The 19,453-nt window shown below is 73.7% G+C and carries 17 protein-coding genes; 15 read left to right on the top strand and 2 right to left on the bottom strand.

Annotated features, from left to right (window positions below):
* Window positions 1–175: 175 nt before the first annotated feature.
* From rpsM to ACZ4MO_RS05125, 5 genes are all read left to right on the top strand, one after another.
* Window positions 176–550 (top strand): 30S ribosomal protein S13, encoded by a 375-nt coding sequence (gene rpsM / locus ACZ4MO_RS05145; protein ID WP_021479758.1) that lies wholly within the window; start codon window positions 176–178, stop codon window positions 548–550.
* Window positions 551–663: 113 nt separating this feature from the next.
* On the top strand, window positions 664–1,068 hold the full coding sequence (gene rpsK, locus ACZ4MO_RS05140; RefSeq protein WP_021479759.1) for a 30S ribosomal protein S11: 405 nt from the start codon (window positions 664–666) through the stop codon (window positions 1,066–1,068).
* 217 nt (window positions 1,069–1,285) lie between these two features.
* A complete protein-coding gene (locus tag ACZ4MO_RS05135) occupies window positions 1,286–2,305 on the top strand; it encodes a DNA-directed RNA polymerase subunit alpha (RefSeq protein ID WP_074808900.1) in 1,020 nt (339 codons plus the stop codon).
* A gap of 74 nt (window positions 2,306–2,379) precedes the next feature.
* Complete coding sequence (rplQ, locus tag ACZ4MO_RS05130; RefSeq protein WP_175007843.1) at window positions 2,380–2,937, top strand: 50S ribosomal protein L17; 558 nt, start codon at window positions 2,380–2,382, stop codon at window positions 2,935–2,937.
* Window positions 2,938–3,156: 219 nt separating this feature from the next.
* A complete protein-coding gene (locus ACZ4MO_RS05125) occupies window positions 3,157–4,044 on the top strand; it encodes an alpha/beta fold hydrolase (protein WP_255436996.1) in 888 nt (295 codons plus the stop codon).
* Between the two features lie 16 nt (window positions 4,045–4,060).
* Here ACZ4MO_RS05125 and ACZ4MO_RS05120 read toward each other — a convergent pair whose 3' ends face one another.
* On the bottom strand, window positions 4,061–4,831 hold the full coding sequence (locus tag ACZ4MO_RS05120) for an ROK family protein (RefSeq protein WP_108050515.1): 771 nt from the start codon (window positions 4,829–4,831) through the stop codon (window positions 4,061–4,063).
* Window positions 4,832–4,893: 62 nt separating this feature from the next.
* Here ACZ4MO_RS05120 and truA point away from each other — a divergent pair, with 62 nt between their 5' ends.
* Entirely contained in the window at window positions 4,894–5,841 is a 948-nt protein-coding gene (truA, locus tag ACZ4MO_RS05115; protein ID WP_175007844.1) for a tRNA pseudouridine(38-40) synthase TruA, read from the top strand.
* Window positions 5,842–5,897: 56 nt separating this feature from the next.
* On the opposite strand, the gene ACZ4MO_RS05110 is transcribed toward truA, so the two are convergent.
* Window positions 5,898–6,299 (bottom strand): DUF5709 domain-containing protein, encoded by a 402-nt coding sequence (locus ACZ4MO_RS05110; RefSeq protein WP_175007845.1) that lies wholly within the window; start codon window positions 6,297–6,299, stop codon window positions 5,898–5,900.
* A 144-nt stretch (window positions 6,300–6,443) separates the two neighbouring features.
* Here ACZ4MO_RS05110 and ACZ4MO_RS05105 point away from each other — a divergent pair, with 144 nt between their 5' ends.
* From ACZ4MO_RS05105 to ACZ4MO_RS05065, 9 genes are all read left to right on the top strand, one after another.
* On the top strand, window positions 6,444–7,043 hold the full coding sequence (locus ACZ4MO_RS05105; RefSeq protein WP_175007846.1) for a DUF937 domain-containing protein: 600 nt from the start codon (window positions 6,444–6,446) through the stop codon (window positions 7,041–7,043).
* A gap of 63 nt (window positions 7,044–7,106) precedes the next feature.
* Entirely contained in the window at window positions 7,107–8,801 is a 1,695-nt protein-coding gene (locus ACZ4MO_RS05100; RefSeq protein WP_175007847.1) for an ATP-binding cassette domain-containing protein, read from the top strand.
* Window positions 8,802–9,073: 272 nt separating this feature from the next.
* Window positions 9,074–13,912 (top strand): DUF7927 domain-containing protein, encoded by a 4,839-nt coding sequence (locus tag ACZ4MO_RS05095; RefSeq protein ID WP_186810342.1) that lies wholly within the window; start codon window positions 9,074–9,076, stop codon window positions 13,910–13,912.
* A gap of 129 nt (window positions 13,913–14,041) precedes the next feature.
* Window positions 14,042–14,962 (top strand): oxygen-dependent tRNA uridine(34) hydroxylase TrhO, encoded by a 921-nt coding sequence (gene trhO / locus ACZ4MO_RS05090; RefSeq protein ID WP_499278624.1) that lies wholly within the window; start codon window positions 14,042–14,044, stop codon window positions 14,960–14,962.
* 170 nt (window positions 14,963–15,132) lie between these two features.
* Entirely contained in the window at window positions 15,133–15,576 is a 444-nt protein-coding gene (gene rplM, locus ACZ4MO_RS05085; RefSeq protein WP_021479847.1) for a 50S ribosomal protein L13, read from the top strand.
* Between the two features lie 45 nt (window positions 15,577–15,621).
* The gene (gene rpsI / locus ACZ4MO_RS05080; RefSeq protein ID WP_074808912.1) at window positions 15,622–16,110 is read left to right on the top strand and encodes a 30S ribosomal protein S9; all 489 of its coding nucleotides are present in this window, start codon (window positions 15,622–15,624) and stop codon (window positions 16,108–16,110) included.
* Window positions 16,111–16,259: 149 nt separating this feature from the next.
* A complete protein-coding gene (gene glmM / locus ACZ4MO_RS05075) occupies window positions 16,260–17,621 on the top strand; it encodes a phosphoglucosamine mutase (RefSeq protein WP_175007849.1) in 1,362 nt (453 codons plus the stop codon).
* Window positions 17,618–18,262, top strand: a complete 645-nt coding sequence (locus ACZ4MO_RS05070) for a peptide deformylase (protein WP_499278623.1) — start codon at window positions 17,618–17,620, stop codon at window positions 18,260–18,262. Before glmM ends, ACZ4MO_RS05070 begins: the two co-directional genes overlap by 4 nt.
* 265 nt (window positions 18,263–18,527) lie before the next feature.
* Complete coding sequence (locus tag ACZ4MO_RS05065; protein ID WP_175007850.1) at window positions 18,528–19,415, top strand: VTT domain-containing protein; 888 nt, start codon at window positions 18,528–18,530, stop codon at window positions 19,413–19,415.
* Window positions 19,416–19,453: the final 38 nt, after the last annotated feature.

Genomic DNA, 19,453 nt, shown 5'->3' with positions numbered 1-19,453 from the left:
ACGACGGCCGGCCACCAGCGCACCACCACGAACCTGCTCGGCACCCCGGACGCGAGTCCGGGAGGAGAACGCCACAGGCAGGGGAACCCCCGGCTCGGAGGCCGGGGCCCACGGAGCTCCCCGTGGGAGGGCGGTGCGACAGACCTCCGACGAAGCACGAGGAGCCGAAAGGCACATGGCACGTCTCATCGGCGTCGACCTCCCCCGCGACAAGCGGCTCGAGGTCGCGCTCACCTACATCTACGGCGTCGGCCGTACCCGCGCCCAGCAGACGCTGGCCGCTACCGGCATCAGCCCGGACGCCCGCGTCAAGGACCTCGGCGACGCCGAGCTCGTCGCGCTCCGCGACTACCTCGAGGGCAACTACAAGCTCGAGGGTGACCTCCGTCGTGAGGTGGCCGCCGACATCCGCCGCAAGGTCGAGATCGGCACCTACCAGGGCCTGCGTCACCGCCGCGGCCTGCCCGTGCGCGGCCAGCGCACGAAGACCAACGCGCGTACGCGCAAGGGACCGAAGCGCACCGTGGCCGGCAAGAAGAAGGCCCGCTGAGCCAGTCCGCAGGGCGGGCCCTGCTCGCGCACTGACCCGGACCTCATGGTCCGTGCCGTGCCGGGTGGAGATCCCCGCGGTCAGACCACCTCAGACCAGGAGAGAAGAAGGACATGCCTCCCAAGACTCGCGCCGCCGCTGGGCGCAAGCCTCGTCGCAAGGACAAGAAGAACGTCCCCGCCGGCCAGGCGCACATCAAGAGCACGTTCAACAACACGATCGTGTCGATCACGGACCCGTCGGGCGCCGTGATCGCGTGGGCCTCCGGCGGCGACGTCGGCTTCAAGGGCTCCCGCAAGTCGACCCCCTTCGCCGCCGGCCTCGCGGCCGAGGCCGCTGCCCGCAAGGCGCAGGAGCACGGCATGAAGAAGGTCGACGTCTTCGTCAAGGGCCCGGGCTCGGGTCGTGAGACGGCGATCCGCTCGCTGCAGTCGGCCGGCCTCGAGGTCGGCTCGATCCAGGACGTGACGCCGCAGGCGCACAACGGGTGCCGGCCGCCCAAGCGCCGTCGCGTCTGACCCTCGTCGTCGGCGTGCCGTCGACGGGCCGCCCGGTCTTCGACCGGCCGAGCCCGTCGACGGCGCCCGTCACGGGGCAGCCGCCTCCTGACGGGGTCGACGCACCCTTCCCGGCCGGGTGGACAGAGTCCCGGCCGGGGCCGCGTGCCGCAGGCACGCACCTCGCCTTGAACCGTGCAGCGTCATATGGCGGACGCTCACCGAAAGGAAACCACCAGTGCTGATCGCACAGCGCCCCACCTTGACCGAAGAGGTCATCTCGGAGAACCGTTCGCGCTTCTCCATCGAGCCGCTGGAGCCCGGCTTCGGCTACACGCTCGGCAACTCGCTGCGTCGCACGCTGCTGTCGTCCATCCCGGGCGCGGCGGTCACCTCCATCCGCATCGACGGTGTGCTCCACGAGTTCACCACCGTGCCGGGTGTGAAGGAGGACGTGACCGAGGTCATCCTCAACATCAAGAACCTCGTCGTCTCCTCGGAGAACGACGAGCCCGTCGTGATGTACCTGCGCAAGCAGGGTGCTGGTGCGGTCACCGCGGCGGACATCGTCCCGCCCGCGGGTGTGGAGGTCCACAACCCCGAGCTGCACATCGCCACGCTCAACGACAAGGGCAAGCTCGAGATCGAGCTGACCGTCGAGCGCGGCCGTGGCTACGTCTCGGCCTCGCAGAACAAGTCGTTCGACGCCGAGATCGGCCGGATCCCGGTCGACTCGATCTACTCGCCGGTCCTCAAGGTGACCTACAAGGTCGAGGCGACGCGTGTCGAGCAGCGCACGGACTTCGACAAGCTGGTCGTGGACGTCGAGACGAAGCCGGCGATCTCGCCGCGCGACGCGCTCGCGTCGGCCGGCAAGACGCTGGTGGAGCTCTTCGGCCTCGCCCGCGAGCTCAACGTCGAGGCCGAGGGCATCGAGATCGGTCCGTCGCCGACGGACGCGGCCCTGGCCGCGGACCTGGCGCTGCCGATCGAGGAGCTCAACCTCACGATCCGCTCGTACAACTGCCTCAAGCGCGAGGGCATCCACCAGGTGGGCGAGCTCGTCGCACGCAGCGAGGCGGACCTGCTGGACATCCGCAACTTCGGTGCGAAGTCCATCAACGAGGTGAAGGAGAAGCTCGCCGAGCTCGGCCTGTCCCTCAAGGACTCGCCGCTCGACTTCGACCCGTCGGCCGCCGCGTACTACGAGGGCGACGACGACGAGGCGACGTTCTCGGACACCGAGCAGCAGTACTGAGCCTGCGGCTCTAGACACCTCAGCGCGTCCGGGTCCGCACCTGCGGCGCGATCACTTCCCAAGGAGCACATCCCATGCCTACCCCCGCCAAGGGCCCCCGGCTCGGCAGCGGACCGGCTCACGAGCGCCTGATGCTCGCGAACCTGTCCACCCAGCTCTTCGAGCACGGCCGCATCACGACCACCGAGACCAAGGCGAAGCGCCTGCGCCCGGTGGCCGAGCGCCTCATCACGTTCGCCAAGCGCGGCGACCTGCACGCGCGCCGTCGCGTCCTGCGCGTCGTCCGCGACAAGTCCGTGGTGCACACGCTGTTCACCGAGATCGCCCCGCAGATGGCGGAGCGTGAGGGTGGCTACACGCGCATCACGAAGGTCGGCACGCGCAAGGGCGACAACGCGCCCCTCGCGGTGATCGAGCTCGTGACCGAGCCCGTCAGCCCGAAGCAGGCCGTCGTCCGCGAGGCGGAGAAGGCTGCCGAGAAGGCGAGCAAGAAGAAGGCCGACAAGCCGTCCAAGAAGGCCGACAAGGTCGAGGACGCGCCCGTCGAGGACGCCGCCGTCGAGGACGCTCCCGTCGAGGACGTCCAGGACGCGCCCGTCGAGGACGCCGCGGAGGAGAAGAAGGAGGCCTGAGCCTCCTCTCCCCGCCGAGCCCGCCAGGGGTTCGTCGCGCAGGGCCCGGGACCGCACGGTCCCGGGCCCTGCCGCGTTCGGAGGACGGGGCGCCGTCGGGCACGGCGGGGCCGCCCGGTGAACGCCGAGATCGGCCCGAAGGGTGGAGATCGACCCTCGGGAGGTCGACGGCGCGACCTCCGGGTCGATCTCGCGTGGAGGAGGACCTACCGTCGAGACGTGACCTTCGTCGACGCGTCTCCCGGGACCGGGGCGTGGCCGCCCGTCGTCCTCGTGCACGGCTCGCGCACGTCGCGCTCGATGTGGCGCGACCAGCTCGCGGCGCTGCGCCGCGCCGGGGTGCAGGCCGTCGCGGTGGACCTGCCGGGCCACGGCGTTCGGCGCGGCGAGGCGTTCACGCTCGACGGCGCGGTCGAGGCGGTCGCGGCCGGGATCGACGAGGTCGGCGGACGCGCGCTCGTCGTCGGGCTGTCCCTCGGGGGCTACGTCGCGATCGAGACGCGCGCGCGCCACCCGGAGCGCGTCGTGGGGCTGGTCGCCGCCGCGTGCTCGACGCCGCCGTCGACGCGTCTGCGCGGCGGCTGGCTCGTCCTCGCGCGCGGCATCGAGCGGCTCCCGGACGGGGGCGCCGGGCTGAACCAGGCGCTCGTCGACCGGGCGATGGCGCCCCAGGCCGGCGCCGACCTCGCGGCGGGCGGGTTCGCCCTCGACGTCATGAGCGCGATCCTGCGCGAGGTGGGGGCGGTCGACCCGGTCCGCGCTCTCGCGGCGGCGGACTCGCCGGTCTGGCTCGTCAACGGCCGCTGGGACCACTTCCGGCTCGGGGAGCGCGGGTTCCTCGCCGCGGCGCGCGCGGGCGGGGCCTCGGCCCGGCTCGTCGTCGTCCCGGGAGCGCGGCACCTGGTGAGCCTGGACGCCCCGGTGGCGTTCAACCGCGTCCTGCTCGACGCCCACCGGACGCTGGCCGCGGGCGCGTCGCCCGGGGACGGGGGAGCGGACGCCGCGCCGGGCTCCTCCGAGCCCGTGGCGGGACTCCGCACCGCGGGAGCCGCGCCGGGTCCCCGCCCCGCCGAAGGGGCGCCCCAGCGCCGCACGGCCCGTCGCTGAGAAGGTGGCTGAGGGGTCAGGCGGGCGGGAGGTCCCATGCGCGAGCGCCCCCGACGAGCGCCGCGGAGTTCGGTACCACGACGACGTCGTCGCCGAGCCGGTCGAGGACGCTCGGCGTGATCCGCCGCGAGTTGCCCCCGCCCAGGTAGAGGCGGTCCCACCAGAACACGGGCCGCAGGCCCTCGACGACCGCGAGGACCCGCCGCGACCAGAGCCCGTCGCCGAGGCGACGACGCTCGGGCTCGCCGACGTACTCGTCGTACGTGGTGCCGCGACGCACGGGTGCCCGCGACCACTCGAGGTGCGGGGCGAGCCGGCCCCCGTGGAACAGCGCGGAGCCGAGCCCCGTCCCCAGCGTCAGCACGAGCTCCAGCCCGGACGCCGCGACGACGCCCGCGCCGTGCACCTCGGCGTCGTTGAGCACGAGCGCCGGGACGCCGAGCCGGTGCTCGACGGCGGCGCGGACGTCGAAGCTCGTCCACGCCTCGACGAGCGCGGGGTCCACGCGCGACCGCGGCCCGCTGCGCGTCACGTAGTGGGGCGTGTGCACGACGACGCCGCGCCGGATCATCCCGGGCATGCCCACCGTGACCCGGTCCGCGGGAGGCAGCGTGGCCGCGATGCCCGCGACCGTCTCGACGAGGAGGTCGGGCGGGAGGGGGTAGGGCGTGGGGACGCGCACGGCCGCGGCGTGCGCGGTGCCCGACGCGTCGAGCACGTTCGCCTTGATCCCGCCCCCGCCGCAGTCGACGGCGAGCGTGCGGACGTCGTGCGGGTCGCCGGTCATGGGCGGCAGCGTAGGCACGGTGGCGCGCGCGGCGCACGGGCGGGCGACTACGGTGATCTCCCGTGACCGCCGTCCCGCCCTCCGCCCCGCCGGCCCCCGACCCCCCGCGCCCCGACGGGCCGGACGACGTCGTGCGCGTGCGCCTGGACCTCGCCTACCAGGGGACGGCGTTCGCCGGCTGGGCCCGGCAGCCGACGCTGCGCACGGTGCAGGGGACGATCGAGGAGGGGCTCGCGACGATCCTGCGGGGCGCGGCTCCACGGCTCACGGTCGCGGGTCGCACGGACGCGGGCGTGCACGCGCGGGGCCAGGTCGCCCACGTCGACCTCGGGCGCGCGCAGTGGGAGGCGCTGCCCGGCCGGTCCGACCGCGCGCCGGGGGACGCGCTCGTCGCGCGGCTGGGCGGCGTGCTGCCGGGGGACGTCGTCGTGCACCGTGCGACGCGGGCACCGGTCGGGTTCGACGCCCGCTTCTCCGCGCTGCACCGCGCGTACACCTACCGCGTGGCGGACGACCCGGCGCAGCGCGACCCGCTGCGCCGGGAGTGGGTGCTGTGGAACCGGCGGCCGCTCGACGTCGCGGCGATGGACGCGGCCGTGCGGCCGCTGCTCGGGGTGCGGGACTTCGCCGCGTTCTGCAAGCCACGACCCGGCGCGACGACGATCCGGGAGCTGCAGCACCTGTCGTGGTCGCGCCCGACGGACGGGCCCGACGCGGGTCTCGTCGTGGCGCACGTCCGCGCGGACGCGTTCTGCCACAACATGGTGCGCGCGCTCGTCGGCGCGTCGCTCGCCGTCGGGGAGGGGCGGCGCGGCGTGGGCTGGCCCGCCGAGCTCCTCGCGAGCCGGCGCCGGGACGCGGGGGCGGGCGTGGTGCCCGCGCACGGGCTCGTGCTGGAGGAGGTCACCTACCCGCCCGACGCCGAGCTCGCGGCGCGGGCCGACCGCATCCGCGCCGTGCGGAACGAGGAGGACGTCTGGGAGGACGCGCCGCCCCGCGGGCCGGCCTGAGCCGGCTGCGGGCGGGCGCTCGTCCTCGGTGCTCCCGAACTCAGGGCTGCTCGACCTCAAGGCTCCTCGACGACGTGGATGGCGGCCTCCTCGGCGCCGGCGGCGCCCCCGGAGATCCCCTCGTCGTCGGCGTACGTGTCGTTCTGGCGCCCGTCGAGGGCGTCGGGGTCCGCGACGAGGCGGCCCGCGCGGGTCTCGTCGGGGCGCTCGGACGGGTCGCGCTCCCACTCCTCCGGCTCCTCCTCGGCCAGGCGCTGGTCGAGCGTCTCGCCGTGCACCTCTTCCCACGGCGTCTCGCCGAAGTGGTTCGAGCGAGGGCGCTCGGGCGGGGAGTAGCCCTCGTCGAGCACGTCGTCCACGCCGCGGTCGAGGAGCGTCTCCTCGGGCTGGAGCTGGTCGGTGTCGCCCTCGGCGCCCGTCTCCGGGTCGGGGCTCGTGGCGGTGGTGTCTTCGCTCATGCGTTCCACCCTGGCACCTCGCGGGGACGGACGCAGCCCCGGAGGCTCGTGCCTGCGAGGACGTCGCGCCGGGACTACGGTGGGGCCGCACCGCGCCCCCCGGCGCGCAACCCCTGGAACACCCCCGAACCGGAGGACGACCCCATGGCCGGCATCGACGACATCCTGTCCACCGTCCCGCTCGACCAGCTCGCCGGTCGGCTCGGCGTCGACGAGGCGACGGCGCAGCGCGCGGTCGACGCGGCGCTGCCCGCGCTGCTGGGCGGGCTGCGCGCGAACGCCCAGGACCCGGCGGGCGCGGCGTCGCTCGGCGAGGCCGTCGCGCAGCACGACCCCGCGCTCGTCGAGGGCGGGGTCGACCTCGACGACGTCGACACGGACGACGGCCGCAAGATCGTCGGGCACGTGTTCGGGCAGAACGAGCAGGCGGTCGTCGCGCAGCTCGCCGACTCGACGGGCACCGGCAAGGACCTGCTCGCGAAGGTGCTGCCCGCGCTCGCGCCGATCGCGCTGGCCTTCCTCGCGAAGCAGCTCGGCGGCGCCGGGTCGTCGGGCGGCGCCCCGACCGGCACCGGCACCGCGGCGGGGGAGGGCGCGGGCGAGCGGTCGGGCGCTCCGCAGACCGGCGGGGGCGGCCTGGGCGACGTCCTCGGCGGGCTGCTGGGCGGCGGCTCGGGCTCCGGGGGCGGTCTCGGGGACCTCCTGGGCGGGCTGGGCGGTCTCCTCGGGGGCGGCCGGCGCTGAGCCCTCCGGGCGGGCGCGCGCAAAGCGCGTGACCGCGCGGCCGACGTCGGGGACCATGACGGGGTGGGACACCTCGACCTCAGCGACGTCACGTATCACCTGCCCGACGGGCGCACCCTGCTCGACGGCGTCGACCTGCGGGTCGCGGACGGCGCGCGCGTCGCGCTCGTGGGGCCCAACGGCGTCGGGAAGTCGACGCTGCTGCGCATCGTCACCGGCGAGGTCGCACCGCACGGGGGCGCCGTCGTGCGCAGCGGCGGGCTCGGGGTCATGCGCCAGGACGTGGGCCGCATCGACGACGACCGCACGGTGCGCGACCTGCTCGTCGGGCTCGCGCCGACCGCCGTCCGCCAGGCGGCGCTCGAGCTCGCGGCCGCCGAGCACGACATCATGACGGTCGACGACGAGCCCGCCCAGCTCCGCTACGCACAGGCCCTCGTGGACTGGGCGGACGTGGGCGGCTACGACGCCGAGGCCGGCTGGGACGAGGTGACCGACGAGGTGCTGTCGGTCCCGTTCGAGAAGGCGCAGTGGCGCGACGTGCGGTCGCTGTCCGGGGGCGAGCAGAAGCGGCTCGCGCTCACGGCGCTGCTCCGCGGGCCGGAGGAGGTCCTGCTGCTCGACGAGCCGGACAACCACCTCGACGTGCCGACGAAGCGCTGGCTCGAGGAGCGGCTCGTCGCGTCGTCCAAGACGGTCCTCTTCGTGTCCCACGACCGCGAGCTGCTGTCGCGCACCGCGACCCAGGTCGCGACGCTCGAGCCGACGCCGGGCGGCGGCACGGTGTGGGTGCACGGCGGCGGCTTCGCGACGTACGCCCAGGCCCGTGCGGACCGGCGCGACCGGCTCGCCGAGCTCGCGCGCCGCTGGGACGAGGAGCACGCCAAGCTCCAGGAGCTCGTGCGGACGCTCAAGACGAAGGCCGCGTTCAACGACGGCCTCGCGAGCCGGTACCAGGCCGCGCGCACGCGCCTGCGCAAGTTCGAGGAGGCGGGGCGTCCCGAGGTGGTCGCGCGCGACCAGAACGTGACCGTGCGGCTCACGGGCGGGCGGACGGCCAAGCGCGCGGTGACGTGCGAGCGGCTCGAGCTCACGGGGCTCATGAAGCCGTTCGACGTCGAGGTGTTCTTCGGCGAGCGCGTCGCGGTGCTCGGCTCGAACGGCTCCGGGAAGTCGCACTTCCTGCGCCTCCTCGCCGCGGGCGGGAGCGACCCCGAGCCGGGCACCGTGCCCGACGACGTGGCCGGCGGCCCGGCGGCGCCCGCTCCCGTGGCGCACACGGGCCGGGCCGTGCTCGGGTCGCGGGTGCGGCCGGGGTGGTTCGCGCAGAACCACGACCACCCGGAGCTGCGCGGGCGCACGCTGCTGGAGATCCTCCACCGCGGCGAGGGGCACCGGGCGGGCATGGGGCGCGAGGGCGCGAGCCGGGCGCTCGACCGGTACGAGCTCGTGGGCCAGGCCGAGCAGCGCTTCGAGACGCTCTCCGGTGGCCAGCAGGCGCGCTTCCAGGTCCTGCTCCTCGAGCTCGACGGCGCGACGCTCCTCCTGCTCGACGAGCCGACGGACAACCTCGACCTGCACTCGGCGGAGGCGCTCGAGGCGGGGCTCGCGGCCTTCCAGGGCACCGTGCTCGCGGTGACGCACGACCGGTGGTTCGCCCGCGGCTTCGACCGGTTCCTCGTGTTCCGCGAGGACGGTGAGGTCGTCGAGGCGCCGGAGCCGGTCTGGGACGTCGAGCGCGTCCGTCGGGCACGCTAGGCACGGACGCGACGACCCCAGAGAACTGGAGCGTCAGCAGGTCGGCCCCGACCGCTCCCCGGCCGACGAATCCCGACCACGATTCACGATCGCGCTCCGCGACGTCCCCGCCGTGCGACCACGGAGCCGCGCCCCAGAGGTCGCCAGACGCGACACGCGGTGTCACTCTGAATGCAGGCCGCGCCATCGGCGGTGTGGTAAGCGCGAGCGAAGTTGGCTCGTGGGAGACGACAGTCCGGCCGCAGGGGGAAGCAATGCGACAGGTACGTACCGTGAACTCGACCAGCTCCAGGAAGCGGCACACGGTGTCGGGGCTCACGGCCTCGCTGGCCGTCGCTTCCCTGATCGTGATCGGAGCGGTGGCCCCTGCGGGGGCGGACCCGGCACCCGCGGCGGAGTCGAGCAGCGCGAGCGCTGCGACGGACCCGACCCCCGCACCGGAGTGGACCCAGGCACCGACCGAACCCGCAGACCCTGCGGACCCGGACCCGGACCCCGGTGGTCAGCCGCCCGCCACGGACAGCCCGGCGCCCGGCGGCGAACCAGTCACGCCGCCGACGGAGCCCGGCCCGGCCGGGACGACGGACGCGCCGGGCGGGGCCGAGGTGCAGGAGGCTCCCACCCCGGAGGCCACCTCATCCGAGACGCCGGTCGAGGCCGAGGATCCCGGCAGCACACCGTTCCTGGTTCCTCCGGCGACCGGCAACAACGCGGTCATCACGGTCAAGGTGGGCGACGACCGCACCAGTCTGGTCGCGATCGGGCCGTTGGCCGGGGTCACCCTCCGGCTCTACGACGGCGGCAGCGCGCCTACGACCCCGGTCGCCGACGCATGGGCGACGTGCGTGTCCGACGCCGACGGCGACTGCTCGTTCGTCGTGCCGAGCACGCAGCTGGGCGGGGCGAACCGCGACCGCCGGTTCTGGGTGGTCCAGGACGGAGCGCCGACAGACTGGTACCAGAACCCGGAGCTCGGGACCGGGAGCGTCGGCGGGACCATCACGCCGTACGACTTCCGGACCGGGACCCAGCTCCGGGCCGGTACGACCTACACGTCGCAGGGGTCGTTCATGCTCGGCACGGGCAACACGAACAGCGCGGCCTCGGGCGGCATCTGGCAGAGCTCTCGTGTCAACCCGATCTTCCCCGCACAGTGCGGGATCGACGTGGCTCTCGTGCTCGACCTCTCCGGCTCCGTCGCCGGTAATCTCTCGCAGCTCAAGGCCGCGGCGAACCAGCTGGTGGATTCGCTGACCGGCACACCTTCGAACGTCGGACTCTTCACGTTCAGCTCTCTCGCGCCGGCGACGGGCAACCCGAACCTTGCGCTCACGCCGGTGTCGACCGCCACGAGCGCCCAAGGCGTGAAGAACCGGATCAACTCCTACACCGCGGGCGGCGGCACCAACTGGGACCGGGGGATCTATCAGGTGGCGGCCGACGCCAACACGTACGACGTCGCGGTCGTCCTGACCGACGGCAACCCGACCTTCTACGGCAACCAGGAGGGTCCGGGGAACTTCACGCGCCTGCGCGAGGTCGAGAACGGCGTCTTCAGCGCCAACGCGGTGAAGGCCAAGGGGACCCACCTGGTGGCCTTCGGTGTCGGGGACGGGATCGAGAACGCCGGCAGCGGCCTCAACCTGCGGGCCATCTCCGGAGAGCTCGCGGGGACGGACTACTACCAGACCGACGACTACCAGGAAGCGGGGAACCAGCTGCGCGATCTCGCCCTGGGCAGCTGCGAGGGGTCGGTCTCGGTCATCAAGCAGGTGATCCCCTCGAGCGCACCGGCAGGGTCGATCGAGGGTGCCGAGCCGGCAGGCGGGTGGCAGCTCACCGCGGAGGTGCAGGACGGGGACGTCAGCATCGTCCCGCCGACGACCGCGACCACGGATTCCGATACGGGCGCCGCGAACTTCGACCTCTCGTATCCCTCGTCGACCTCCTCGGGCGTGCTCGGCATCACCGAGACACCGCAGGGCGGCTACACCCTCCAACCGGTGGACGGCGACAACGCGGTCTGCACGAACATCGCGACCGGCGACCCCATCGCGGTGACGAACAGCGGGGAGGCAGGGTTCACGGTCCCCGTCGACCCGACAGCCGCCGTGACGTGCACGGTCTACAACCGGGCGCCGAACCCCGTCGCCTCGCTGACGCTCAGCAAGGAATGGGTCGTCAACGGTCAGACCTACGCGGACGGCGACCAGCCGCAGGGGCTCTCCGCGTCGGCGTCGATCGCCGGGACCCCCCAGGGGTGGGGCGTGCCGCGCACCGGTCTCCAGACGGGCCAGACCCCCAGGATCGGCGAGCAGACGACGGTGATCCTCACCCAGTGCACGCTCGACTCGACCGCGGTGACCGAATTCAACGGCACCGATATCTCGGAGCCGCTGCCGTACTCACCCACCCTCGTGACCGGGAGCAACACCGCCACGGTCACCAACACCGTCACCTGCACCAGCCGCCTCACGCTCGCCAAGCTCGTGGAGGGCGGGGACGGGGACGACGACCCGGCGCCCACGGACTGGACGCTCGACGCGGTCGCCCCCTCGGGGGCGCTCCCCGGCCCCAGTGGTGTCACCGGGTCGCCGGAGGCGACCGCGGAGGTCACGCCGGGTGTGGTCTACCCCCTGAACGAGTCCGGCGGTGATCCCAACTACGCCCAGTCGACCGAGCCCAACGCGGTCCCGATCCCCGGTTCGACGACGAGCTGGTCGTGCGTCGAGCTCGCCGCGGACGGCACCACGGTCATCCCGGGCTTCTCCGACGGCCTCAACGGTGGCGTCAACGTGCCTTTCGGGCGCTGGATCCGATGCACCGCCGTCAACCAGACCGCGACGCTCGAGCTTCGCAAGGTCGTCGAGAACTCCTACGGCGGGACGGCCGAGCCGGAGGACTGGAGCATCACGGCGACGCCCACCGGGACCTTCCCTGCCGGACTCCAGCCGCAGACCGTCACGGGCTCCACGGCCGGCACCACGATCAACGTGCGGCCCGGCGTGGCGTACGAGATCACGGAGTCGGGGGCACCTGTGGGCTATGTGCAGCAGGACACCAGCTGCGTCACCGACTCGGGTGGACCGCTCGACGGGACGACGATCACCCTCCAGGCGCTGGACACGGCGACGTGCACGTTCACCAACGCGGACACGCCGGCCCGGTTGACGCTCGTCAAGGAGGTCGAGGCCGGGACGACCAGAGCCACCGAGGTCCCCGCGAGCTGGACGCTCACCGCCTCACCGGACGGCATCGTCGGTCAGGGTGAGGTCTCCGGCAACGGCGACCCGACGAGCGCGGGTGGTATCGCCCAGGTCGAGGTCTTCGCCGGGACGTACGACCTCGCGGAGTCCGTGATCGCGGGCTACACGGCGGGGGCCTGGAGCTGTACCGGGGCGACGGTCACCGGCGCCGCCGTGTCGATCGAGCCGGGGGCGGACGTGACGTGCACGATCGTCAACCGCGCGCAGCAGTCGACCCTGACGCTCGTCAAGGACGTCGACAACGGGACGACCGGTGGGACGTACGAGCCGTCCGACTGGACGCTGACCGCGGCCGGCCCGACGGTCGTCTCGGGTGCGTCGGGCTCGGAGGCCGTGACCTCGGCCCCCGTCGCGATCGGCGACTACGTGCTCTCCGAGGAAGGCCCGGAAGGTTATACGGCCGACCCGTGGACCTGCACCGGGGGGACGCTGGAAGGATCGACCGTCACCGTCCCGCTCGGGGCGGACGTGACGTGCACGATCCTCAACACGGCCCGGCAGCCGTCGCTGACCCTGGTCAAGGAGGTCGTCAACGACGACGGCGGATCCGCGGAGCCCACCGACTGGACGCTCGAGGCCGACGGGCCCACGCCGCTCAGCGGCGTGAGCGGTGACCCTGCGGTCACGGGAGCGGACGTCGAGGTCGGCGCCTACGCGCTCTCCGAGACGGGCGGCCCGGCCGGGTACGAGGCGTCCGACTGGACGTGCGAGGTCCCCGGCGTCGACGGCGGGACCGCCACGCCCGTGGCTGTCTCCGACGGGACGGTCCAGGTCGACGTCGGGCAGACGGTCGTCTGCACCGTCGTGAACGACGACGTCCCGGCGCCGTTCACCGTCGTCAAGTCGAGCGAACCGGGCAGCGGCGCGACGGTCCTGCCGGGCGACGTGATCACGTACACCGTGACTGTGGCGACGGTCGGCGAGGGGTTCGACCCGGACGTCGTCATCACGGACGACCTTGCGGAGGTACTGAGCAACGCGACCTTGGTCGAGGGCACCGTCGAGCCGTCGACGGGCGGTGTCGTGCTCACGGGGACCACGCTCGTCTGGACCGTCGGGGACCTGGTCGGCACCGAGACCATCACGTACCAGGTGCGCGTCGACGACGGCGCGTACGGGGTCGCCCTGACCAACGTGGTCACGGCACCGGGCGCCGAGCCCTGCGTCGAGCCGGAACCGCCCGTCGAGCCTGAGGCGGCACCAGGGGGGTCCACCCGGGAGGCGACCACGCTCGCGGCCGACGCGGCGGCGGCCGTGGCGGCCGCGCCTGACGCGCTCGCGGTCGTGGACCCGGCGGAGGCCTGCCGCACGACGTCCCATCTCACGCCCGCGTGGACGCTCGCGAAGACGAGCGACCCGACGACGGGCACGACGGTCCCGGCGGGCAGCGTCATCACCTACACGCTGACCGTGACGAGCACGACCGACGCCGTGGTCAGCGGGGCCGTCGTGACCGACGACCTGTCCCAGGTCCTGCAGCACGGGAGCCTGCTCTCGCAGCCTCTGGGGACCACGCTCTCCGGGACGACCCTCACCTGGACCGTGCCGGACCTCGGGCCCGCGGGAGCGACGTCCGAGATCTCCTACCAGGTCAGGCTCTCGCCGAGCGCCCACGACGTGACGGTCACCAACGTCGCGACGCCGGGCCCGGGGGGCGGGTGCGTCTCGTGCAGCACGACGCACAAGGTCCCGCCCGTGGCAGCGGCCGCGGCGGCGACAGGGCAGCCGGGTCTGCCGGCCACCGGAGCCGATGTCGCCGCCGTCCTCACGGGTGCGCTGCTCCTCGTGCTCCTCGGAGGGTCCCTCGTCACGGCGCGCCGACGCCGGGCGAACCCCGGGCTGTGATGTGCAGCGAGGGTCGTCGCCCGCTCGTCGGCGGCCGCTCGCCGATCCCGCTGCGAGGTCTGAGGTGGGCGTCGACAGGGAGGGCGGCGCGGAGGGAGGCACGCCCTGGCCGTCCCTATCCTGGTGGGCATGGCCGTCCACAAGATCGTGCTCTTCTACGCCTTCACGCCGTTGCCGGACCCGCGTGCCGTGCAGCTCTGGCAGCAGGCGCTGGGGGAGCGGTGGCACCTCACGGGTCGCGTGATCGTGTCGGAGCACGGGATCAACGCGACCCTCGGCGGGACGGTCGAGGACCTCAAGCAGTACGTGAAGACCACGCGCCGGTACCCGGGCTTCGAGGGCGTCGACGTGAAGTGGTCCGACGGCACGGGCCGCGACTTCCCGCGCCTGTCCGTCAAGGTGCGCCCCGAGCTCGTCGCGTTCGGGGTGCCGGACGAGGTCCGGGTCGACGAGCACGGCGTCGTCGGCGGCGGGGAGCGGCTGAGCCCGCAGGCCCTGCACGACCTCGTCGAGGAGCGCGGCGACGACGTCGTGATGCTCGACGGCCGCAACGCGTTCGAGGCGGCGATCGGTCGCTTCCGCGGGGCCGTCGTGCCCGACGTCGCGACCACGCGGGACTTCGTCGCCGAGATCGACTCGGGCCGCTACGACGACCTCAAGGGCCGGCCCGTCGTCACGTACTGCACGGGGGGCGTGCGGTGCGAGGTGCTGTCGGCGCTGCTGCGCGCCCGCGGGTTCGAGGAGGTCTACCAGCTCGACGGCGGCGTCGTGCGCTATGGCGAGGTGTTCGGCTCGCAGGGACTGTGGGAGGGGTCGCTCTACGTGTTCGACGAGCGCATGCACGTCGAGCTCGGCCCGGGGTCGACGCCGCTCGGCGCGTGCACGGCGTGCGGGGCGCCGACGGCGAAGTACGAGAACTGCGCCGACCCGAGCTGCCGGAGCCTGCGCCTGTACTGCTCCGGCTGCGTCCACGAGGCCCGCTCGACGCGCTGCGAGACGTGCGTCCGGGAGCGCCCGGCCGCTTTGACCGGCGGCCTGCCTCGCGGGTAGTCTGGTGAGTCGTTGTGCTCATCTCACGACACCCGTGTCGCTAGCGCGCCCACTCGCTGCCGGCCAAGGAGCGGGTGTCGACCGAGCCCGCCGCGCAACGACCTGCCCTCTCGGCCGCACGCTTCAGCGGTCGAAGAAGACATCCTGAGACAGAAACGAAGGCTACGACCGTGCGTACGTACACCCCGAAGCCCGGCGACGTCCAGCGCGACTGGTACGTCATCGACGCGACCGACGTCGTCCTGGGCCGCCTGGCCACCCACGTGGCCACCCTGCTGCGCGGCAAGCACAAGCCGACCTTCGCTCCGCACGTCGACGGCGGTGACTTCGTCATCGTCATCAACGCCGGCAAGGTCGCCCTGAGCGGCAACAAGCGCGAGCAGAAGATGGCCTACAACCACTCCGGTTACCCGGGTGGTCTGCGTGCCGTCGCCTACGGCGACCTGCTCGACAAGCACCCCGAGCGTGCCGTCGAGAAGGCCGTGCGCGGCATGCTCCCCAAGACGACCCTCGGTCGCGCCCAGTTCGGCAAGCTGAAGGTCTACGCGGGTGCCGAGCACCCGCACGCCGCGCAGCAGCCGAAGCCGTTCGAGATCACCCAGGTCGCGCAGTAATCGCCGCTCAGGCGTAGCGCACAGAGAGACGCGAGGACACCACCCGTGGCCGAGACCACCGTCGACACCGACACCCTGGGCGACGAGACGCCCAGCACCTACACCTCCGAGTCCGCCGCCCCCACGGGCCGCGGCCAGAGCATCACCGCCCCCGGCCAGGCCCTGGGCCGTCGCAAGGAGGCCGTGGCGCGCGTGCGCCTCGTCCCCGGCACCGGCCAGTGGAAGGTCAACGGGCGCACGCTCGAGGACTACTTCCCGAACAAGGTCCACCAGCAGCTCGTCAACTCCCCGCTGAAGCTGGTCGACGTCGAGGGTCGCTTCGACGTCGTCGCCCGCATCACGGGCGGCGGCTCCTCGGGCCAGGCCGGCGCGCTGCGCCTGGCGATCGCGCGCGCGCTCAACGCGATCGACGCCGAGCACAACCGCCCCGCGCTGAAGAAGGCCGGCTTCCTCACTCGCGACGCCCGCGTCGTCGAGCGCAAGAAGGCCGGTCTCAAGAAGGCCCGCAAGGCACCGCAGTACTCCAAGCGCTGATCCTGCGCTGTGCGCTCGTCGGCCCCGGTGGACCTCGTCCACCGGGGCCGACGGCGTTTGTGAGGAGCGGTGACCAAGGCTCGCCGACGGCGGGCAGCGGCTGACGGTCGTACGGTCGGCGTACGTCCGGTACGAGGGGAAGGACTTCCATGGGACGGCTTTTCGGCACCGACGGGGTGCGCGGTCTCGCGAACGGGAACGTGACGGCGGAGCTCGCGCTGGACCTCGGCGTCGCCGCGGCCCGCGTGCTCGCGAGCGGCCAGGAGGAGGGGCACCGCCCGCGCGCGGTCGTCGGGCGCGACACGCGCGTGTCCGGGGAGTTCCTCGGCGCGGCGCTCATCGCGGGGCTCGCGAGCGCGGGCGTCGACGTCAAGGACGTCGGCGTCCTGCCGACCCCGGCGGTCGCCTACCTGACGAGCACCATGGACGTCGACTTCGGCGTCGTCATCTCGGCGTCGCACAACCCCATGCAGGACAACGGGATCAAGTTCCTCGCGCGCGGCGGCGTGAAGCTCGACGACGCCGTCGAGGACCGCATCGAGAGCCTGCTGGGCCAGGAGTGGGAGCGCCCGACGCACGGCGTCGTCGGCCGCATCTCCCCGGACTCGGGCCGTGCGGGCGGCGCGTACGTCGAGCACCTCATGTCGAGCATCGGCGCGGACGAGGACCACAAGCCGCTGGCCGGCCTGCGGATCGCCGTCGACTGCGCGAACGGCGCGGCGAGCGACGTCGGTCCCGCGGCGCTGCGCGCGGCCGGTGCGGACGTCGTCGTCATCAACGCGAGCCCCGACGGTCGCAACATCAACGCGGCGTGCGGCTCGAACCACCCGGAGCAGCTCCAGGCCGTCGTCGTCGCGTCCGAGGCCGACTTCGGTGTCGCGTTCGACGGCGACGCGGACCGCTGCATCGCGGTCGACCACGGCGGCACCGTCGTCGACGGCGACCAGATCATGGGCGTCCTCGCCCTCGCGCTCAAGGACGAGGGCGCGCTCCCGCACGACACGCTCGTCGTGACGGTCATGAGCAACCTCGGGCTCCTGCTCGCGATGCGCGCGGCAGGGATCAGCACCGTCCAGACCGCGGTCGGCGACCGGTACGTGCTCGAGGAGATGCGCGCCCACGGCTACGGCCTGGGCGGCGAGCAGTCCGGCCACATCGTCATGTCGCGCTACGCGACGACGGGCGACGGCGTGCTCACCGCCCTCCAGCTCGCGGCGCGGGTGCGCGCGACGGGCCAGAAGCTCGCGGACCTCGCGGGCGTCGTGCAGCGGCTCCCGCAGACCCTCCTCAACGTCCCGGGCGTGGACAAGGCGCGCGCGTCGACCGACGAGGCGCTGCTGGCGGCGGTCGCCGGTGCTGAGCAGTCGCTCGGCGAGACGGGCCGCGTGCTCCTGCGGCCGTCGGGCACCGAGCCCCTCGTGCGGGTCATGGTCGAGGCGGCGACGCAGCAGCAGGCCGACGCGGTCGCCGGGCAGCTCGCGGGCGTCGTGCGCGAGCGGCTCGCCCTGTGAGCGCGTCGGGACGACCGACGGGACGCGAGGCGGGCACGACCGTGCGGCAGGGGGTGGACGAGGCGCTGCGCGAGCACGTCCTCGCGCTCCTCGCCGCCTACCCCGACGGCGTCCTGCCGATCGTGCAGGCCGGCCACCCCGTCCTGCGCACGCCGGCCGTGCCGTACGCGGGCCAGCTCGGTGACGCGCTGCCGCGCTTCCTCGACGCGATGCACGCGACGATGCGCGCGGCGCCCGGGGTGGGGCTCGCCGCGCCGCAGGTCGGCATCGGCCTCGCGGTGGCCGTGGTCGAGGACCCGGGTGCACCGGACGTCGACGACGACCGGGAGCGAGGCCCCCTGGAGTACCGGGTGCTCGTGAACCCGCGCTACGAGGTCGTCGGCGAGGAGACGCGCACCTTCTTCGAGGGTTGCCTCTCCGTGCACGGCTGGCAGGCCGAGCGGACGCGCGCACGCACCGTCCGGCTCACCGGCCAGGACGAGGCCGGCGAGCCGTTCGACGACGTGCTGACCGGGTGGCCCGCGCGCATCGTCCAGCACGAGACGGACCACCTGCGGGGCGAGCTCTACCTCGACGCCGCCGACCTGCGCACGCTGTCGTCGACCCTCGGCGTCGCGCGGCTCCCGGGCGCCGGGAGCTAGCGCTCCGGGCGTCCGCGGACCCCTGGTCCTCACGACGTACGCGACCGCCGCGGGATGTCGTCCGTCGGGATGACGACCCGCGGCGGCCCGGCACGGCAGACTCGGCAACGGCGCGGCGCCGTCGCGCCGGGGTCCTCAGGGGTGAACCGGGGGTCTCCCTGATGGTCGTCGTCCTCGCGCTCCGTAGGCTTGTCCTGGTGCAGGACGACCGACCTGCCACCACCGCCCGCCTGGCCTCCCCGCCAGCAGACGAACGAGGACGCCGTTGCCCGACGCCGTGTCGATCTTCCTGGAGAATCTCGAGCACTGGATTCTCGCCCTCGCGGCGTCCGTGTGGATCTATCCCGCGCTGTTCGGCTTCGCGACGATCGACGGGTTCTTCCCGCCGGTCCCCAGCGAGTCGGTCGTCATCACGCTCGCGGTCTCCGCGCACTCGACCGGGGAGCCGAACCTCGTCCTCGTGCTCCTCGTCGCGGCCCTGGGCGCCTGGACCGGTGACCAGATCGCGTTCGCGATCGGCCGCGCCGTCGGCACGGAACGCCTCCGCATCCTGCGCACGCCCCGTGGGCGTCGCGCGGTGGCCTGGGCGGAACGTGCCCTCGCGCACCGGGGCGCGTCGTTCATCCTCGCCGCGCGCTACATCCCCGTGGGCCGCGTCGCGGTGAACATGACGGCCGGTGCCGTCGGGTACCCGCGCCGTCGCTTCATGGCGTTCTCCGGCGTCGCGGCGGTGACGTGGGCCGTCTACTCGGTGCTCATCGGGCTCGTCGCCGCCCAGTGGCTGGGGCACGAGCCGCTGCTCGCGATGGTCGTCGGCATCGTGCTGGGCGTCGGGAGCGGGTTCGTCATCGACCGCGTGCTCATGATCCGCGCGCGCCAGCGCGGCGAGCTGCCGCCGACGCCGCGGGCGCCGGCCGGCGAGGGTGGCGCGGCTCCCGACGCCGCTCCGACGGCCGGCGGGGCGCCGGTCGCGACCGCGCCCGGCGAGCGCGCGACGCCCGACGGGAGCCCGGCGACCGAGGCGGTGACCGGGTCGGCCAGCGGCGAGCCCGCGGCCGGTCCGCGCGCGACGGGTGCCCCCGGGACGGTGCCGCCCGGGTCGTCGGGGGCGACGTCGTCGGGCGCACCGGGCTCGACACCCCGCGCGAGCTGACCGTTCCCGGCGGCGTGCCCAGCACGCCGCCGGCCGCG

It is taken from the genome of Sphaerisporangium cinnabarinum (genome assembly GCF_055567015.1).
This window is presented reverse-complemented; position numbering and strand designations above follow the sequence as displayed.

Bases quoted from the DNA above. Each gene is read 5' to 3' on its own strand.
- glmM (WP_175007849.1), top strand. From the start codon at position 16,260: ATGGGACGGCTTTTCGGCACCGACGGGGTGCGCGGTCTCGCGAACGGG.
- rplQ (WP_175007843.1), top strand. From the start codon at position 2,380: ATGCCTACCCCCGCCAAGGGCCCCCGGCTCGGCAGCGGACCGGCTCAC.
- rpsK (WP_021479759.1), top strand. From the start codon at position 664: ATGCCTCCCAAGACTCGCGCCGCCGCTGGGCGCAAGCCTCGTCGCAAG.
- ACZ4MO_RS05110 (WP_175007845.1), bottom strand. From the start codon at position 6,299: ATGAGCGAAGACACCACCGCCACGAGCCCCGACCCGGAGACGGGCGCC.
- ACZ4MO_RS05105 (WP_175007846.1), top strand. From the start codon at position 6,444: ATGGCCGGCATCGACGACATCCTGTCCACCGTCCCGCTCGACCAGCTC.
- rpsM (WP_021479758.1), top strand. From the start codon at position 176: ATGGCACGTCTCATCGGCGTCGACCTCCCCCGCGACAAGCGGCTCGAG.
- trhO (WP_499278624.1), top strand. From the start codon at position 14,042: ATGGCCGTCCACAAGATCGTGCTCTTCTACGCCTTCACGCCGTTGCCG.
- ACZ4MO_RS05120 (WP_108050515.1), bottom strand. From the start codon at position 4,831: ATGACCGGCGACCCGCACGACGTCCGCACGCTCGCCGTCGACTGCGGC.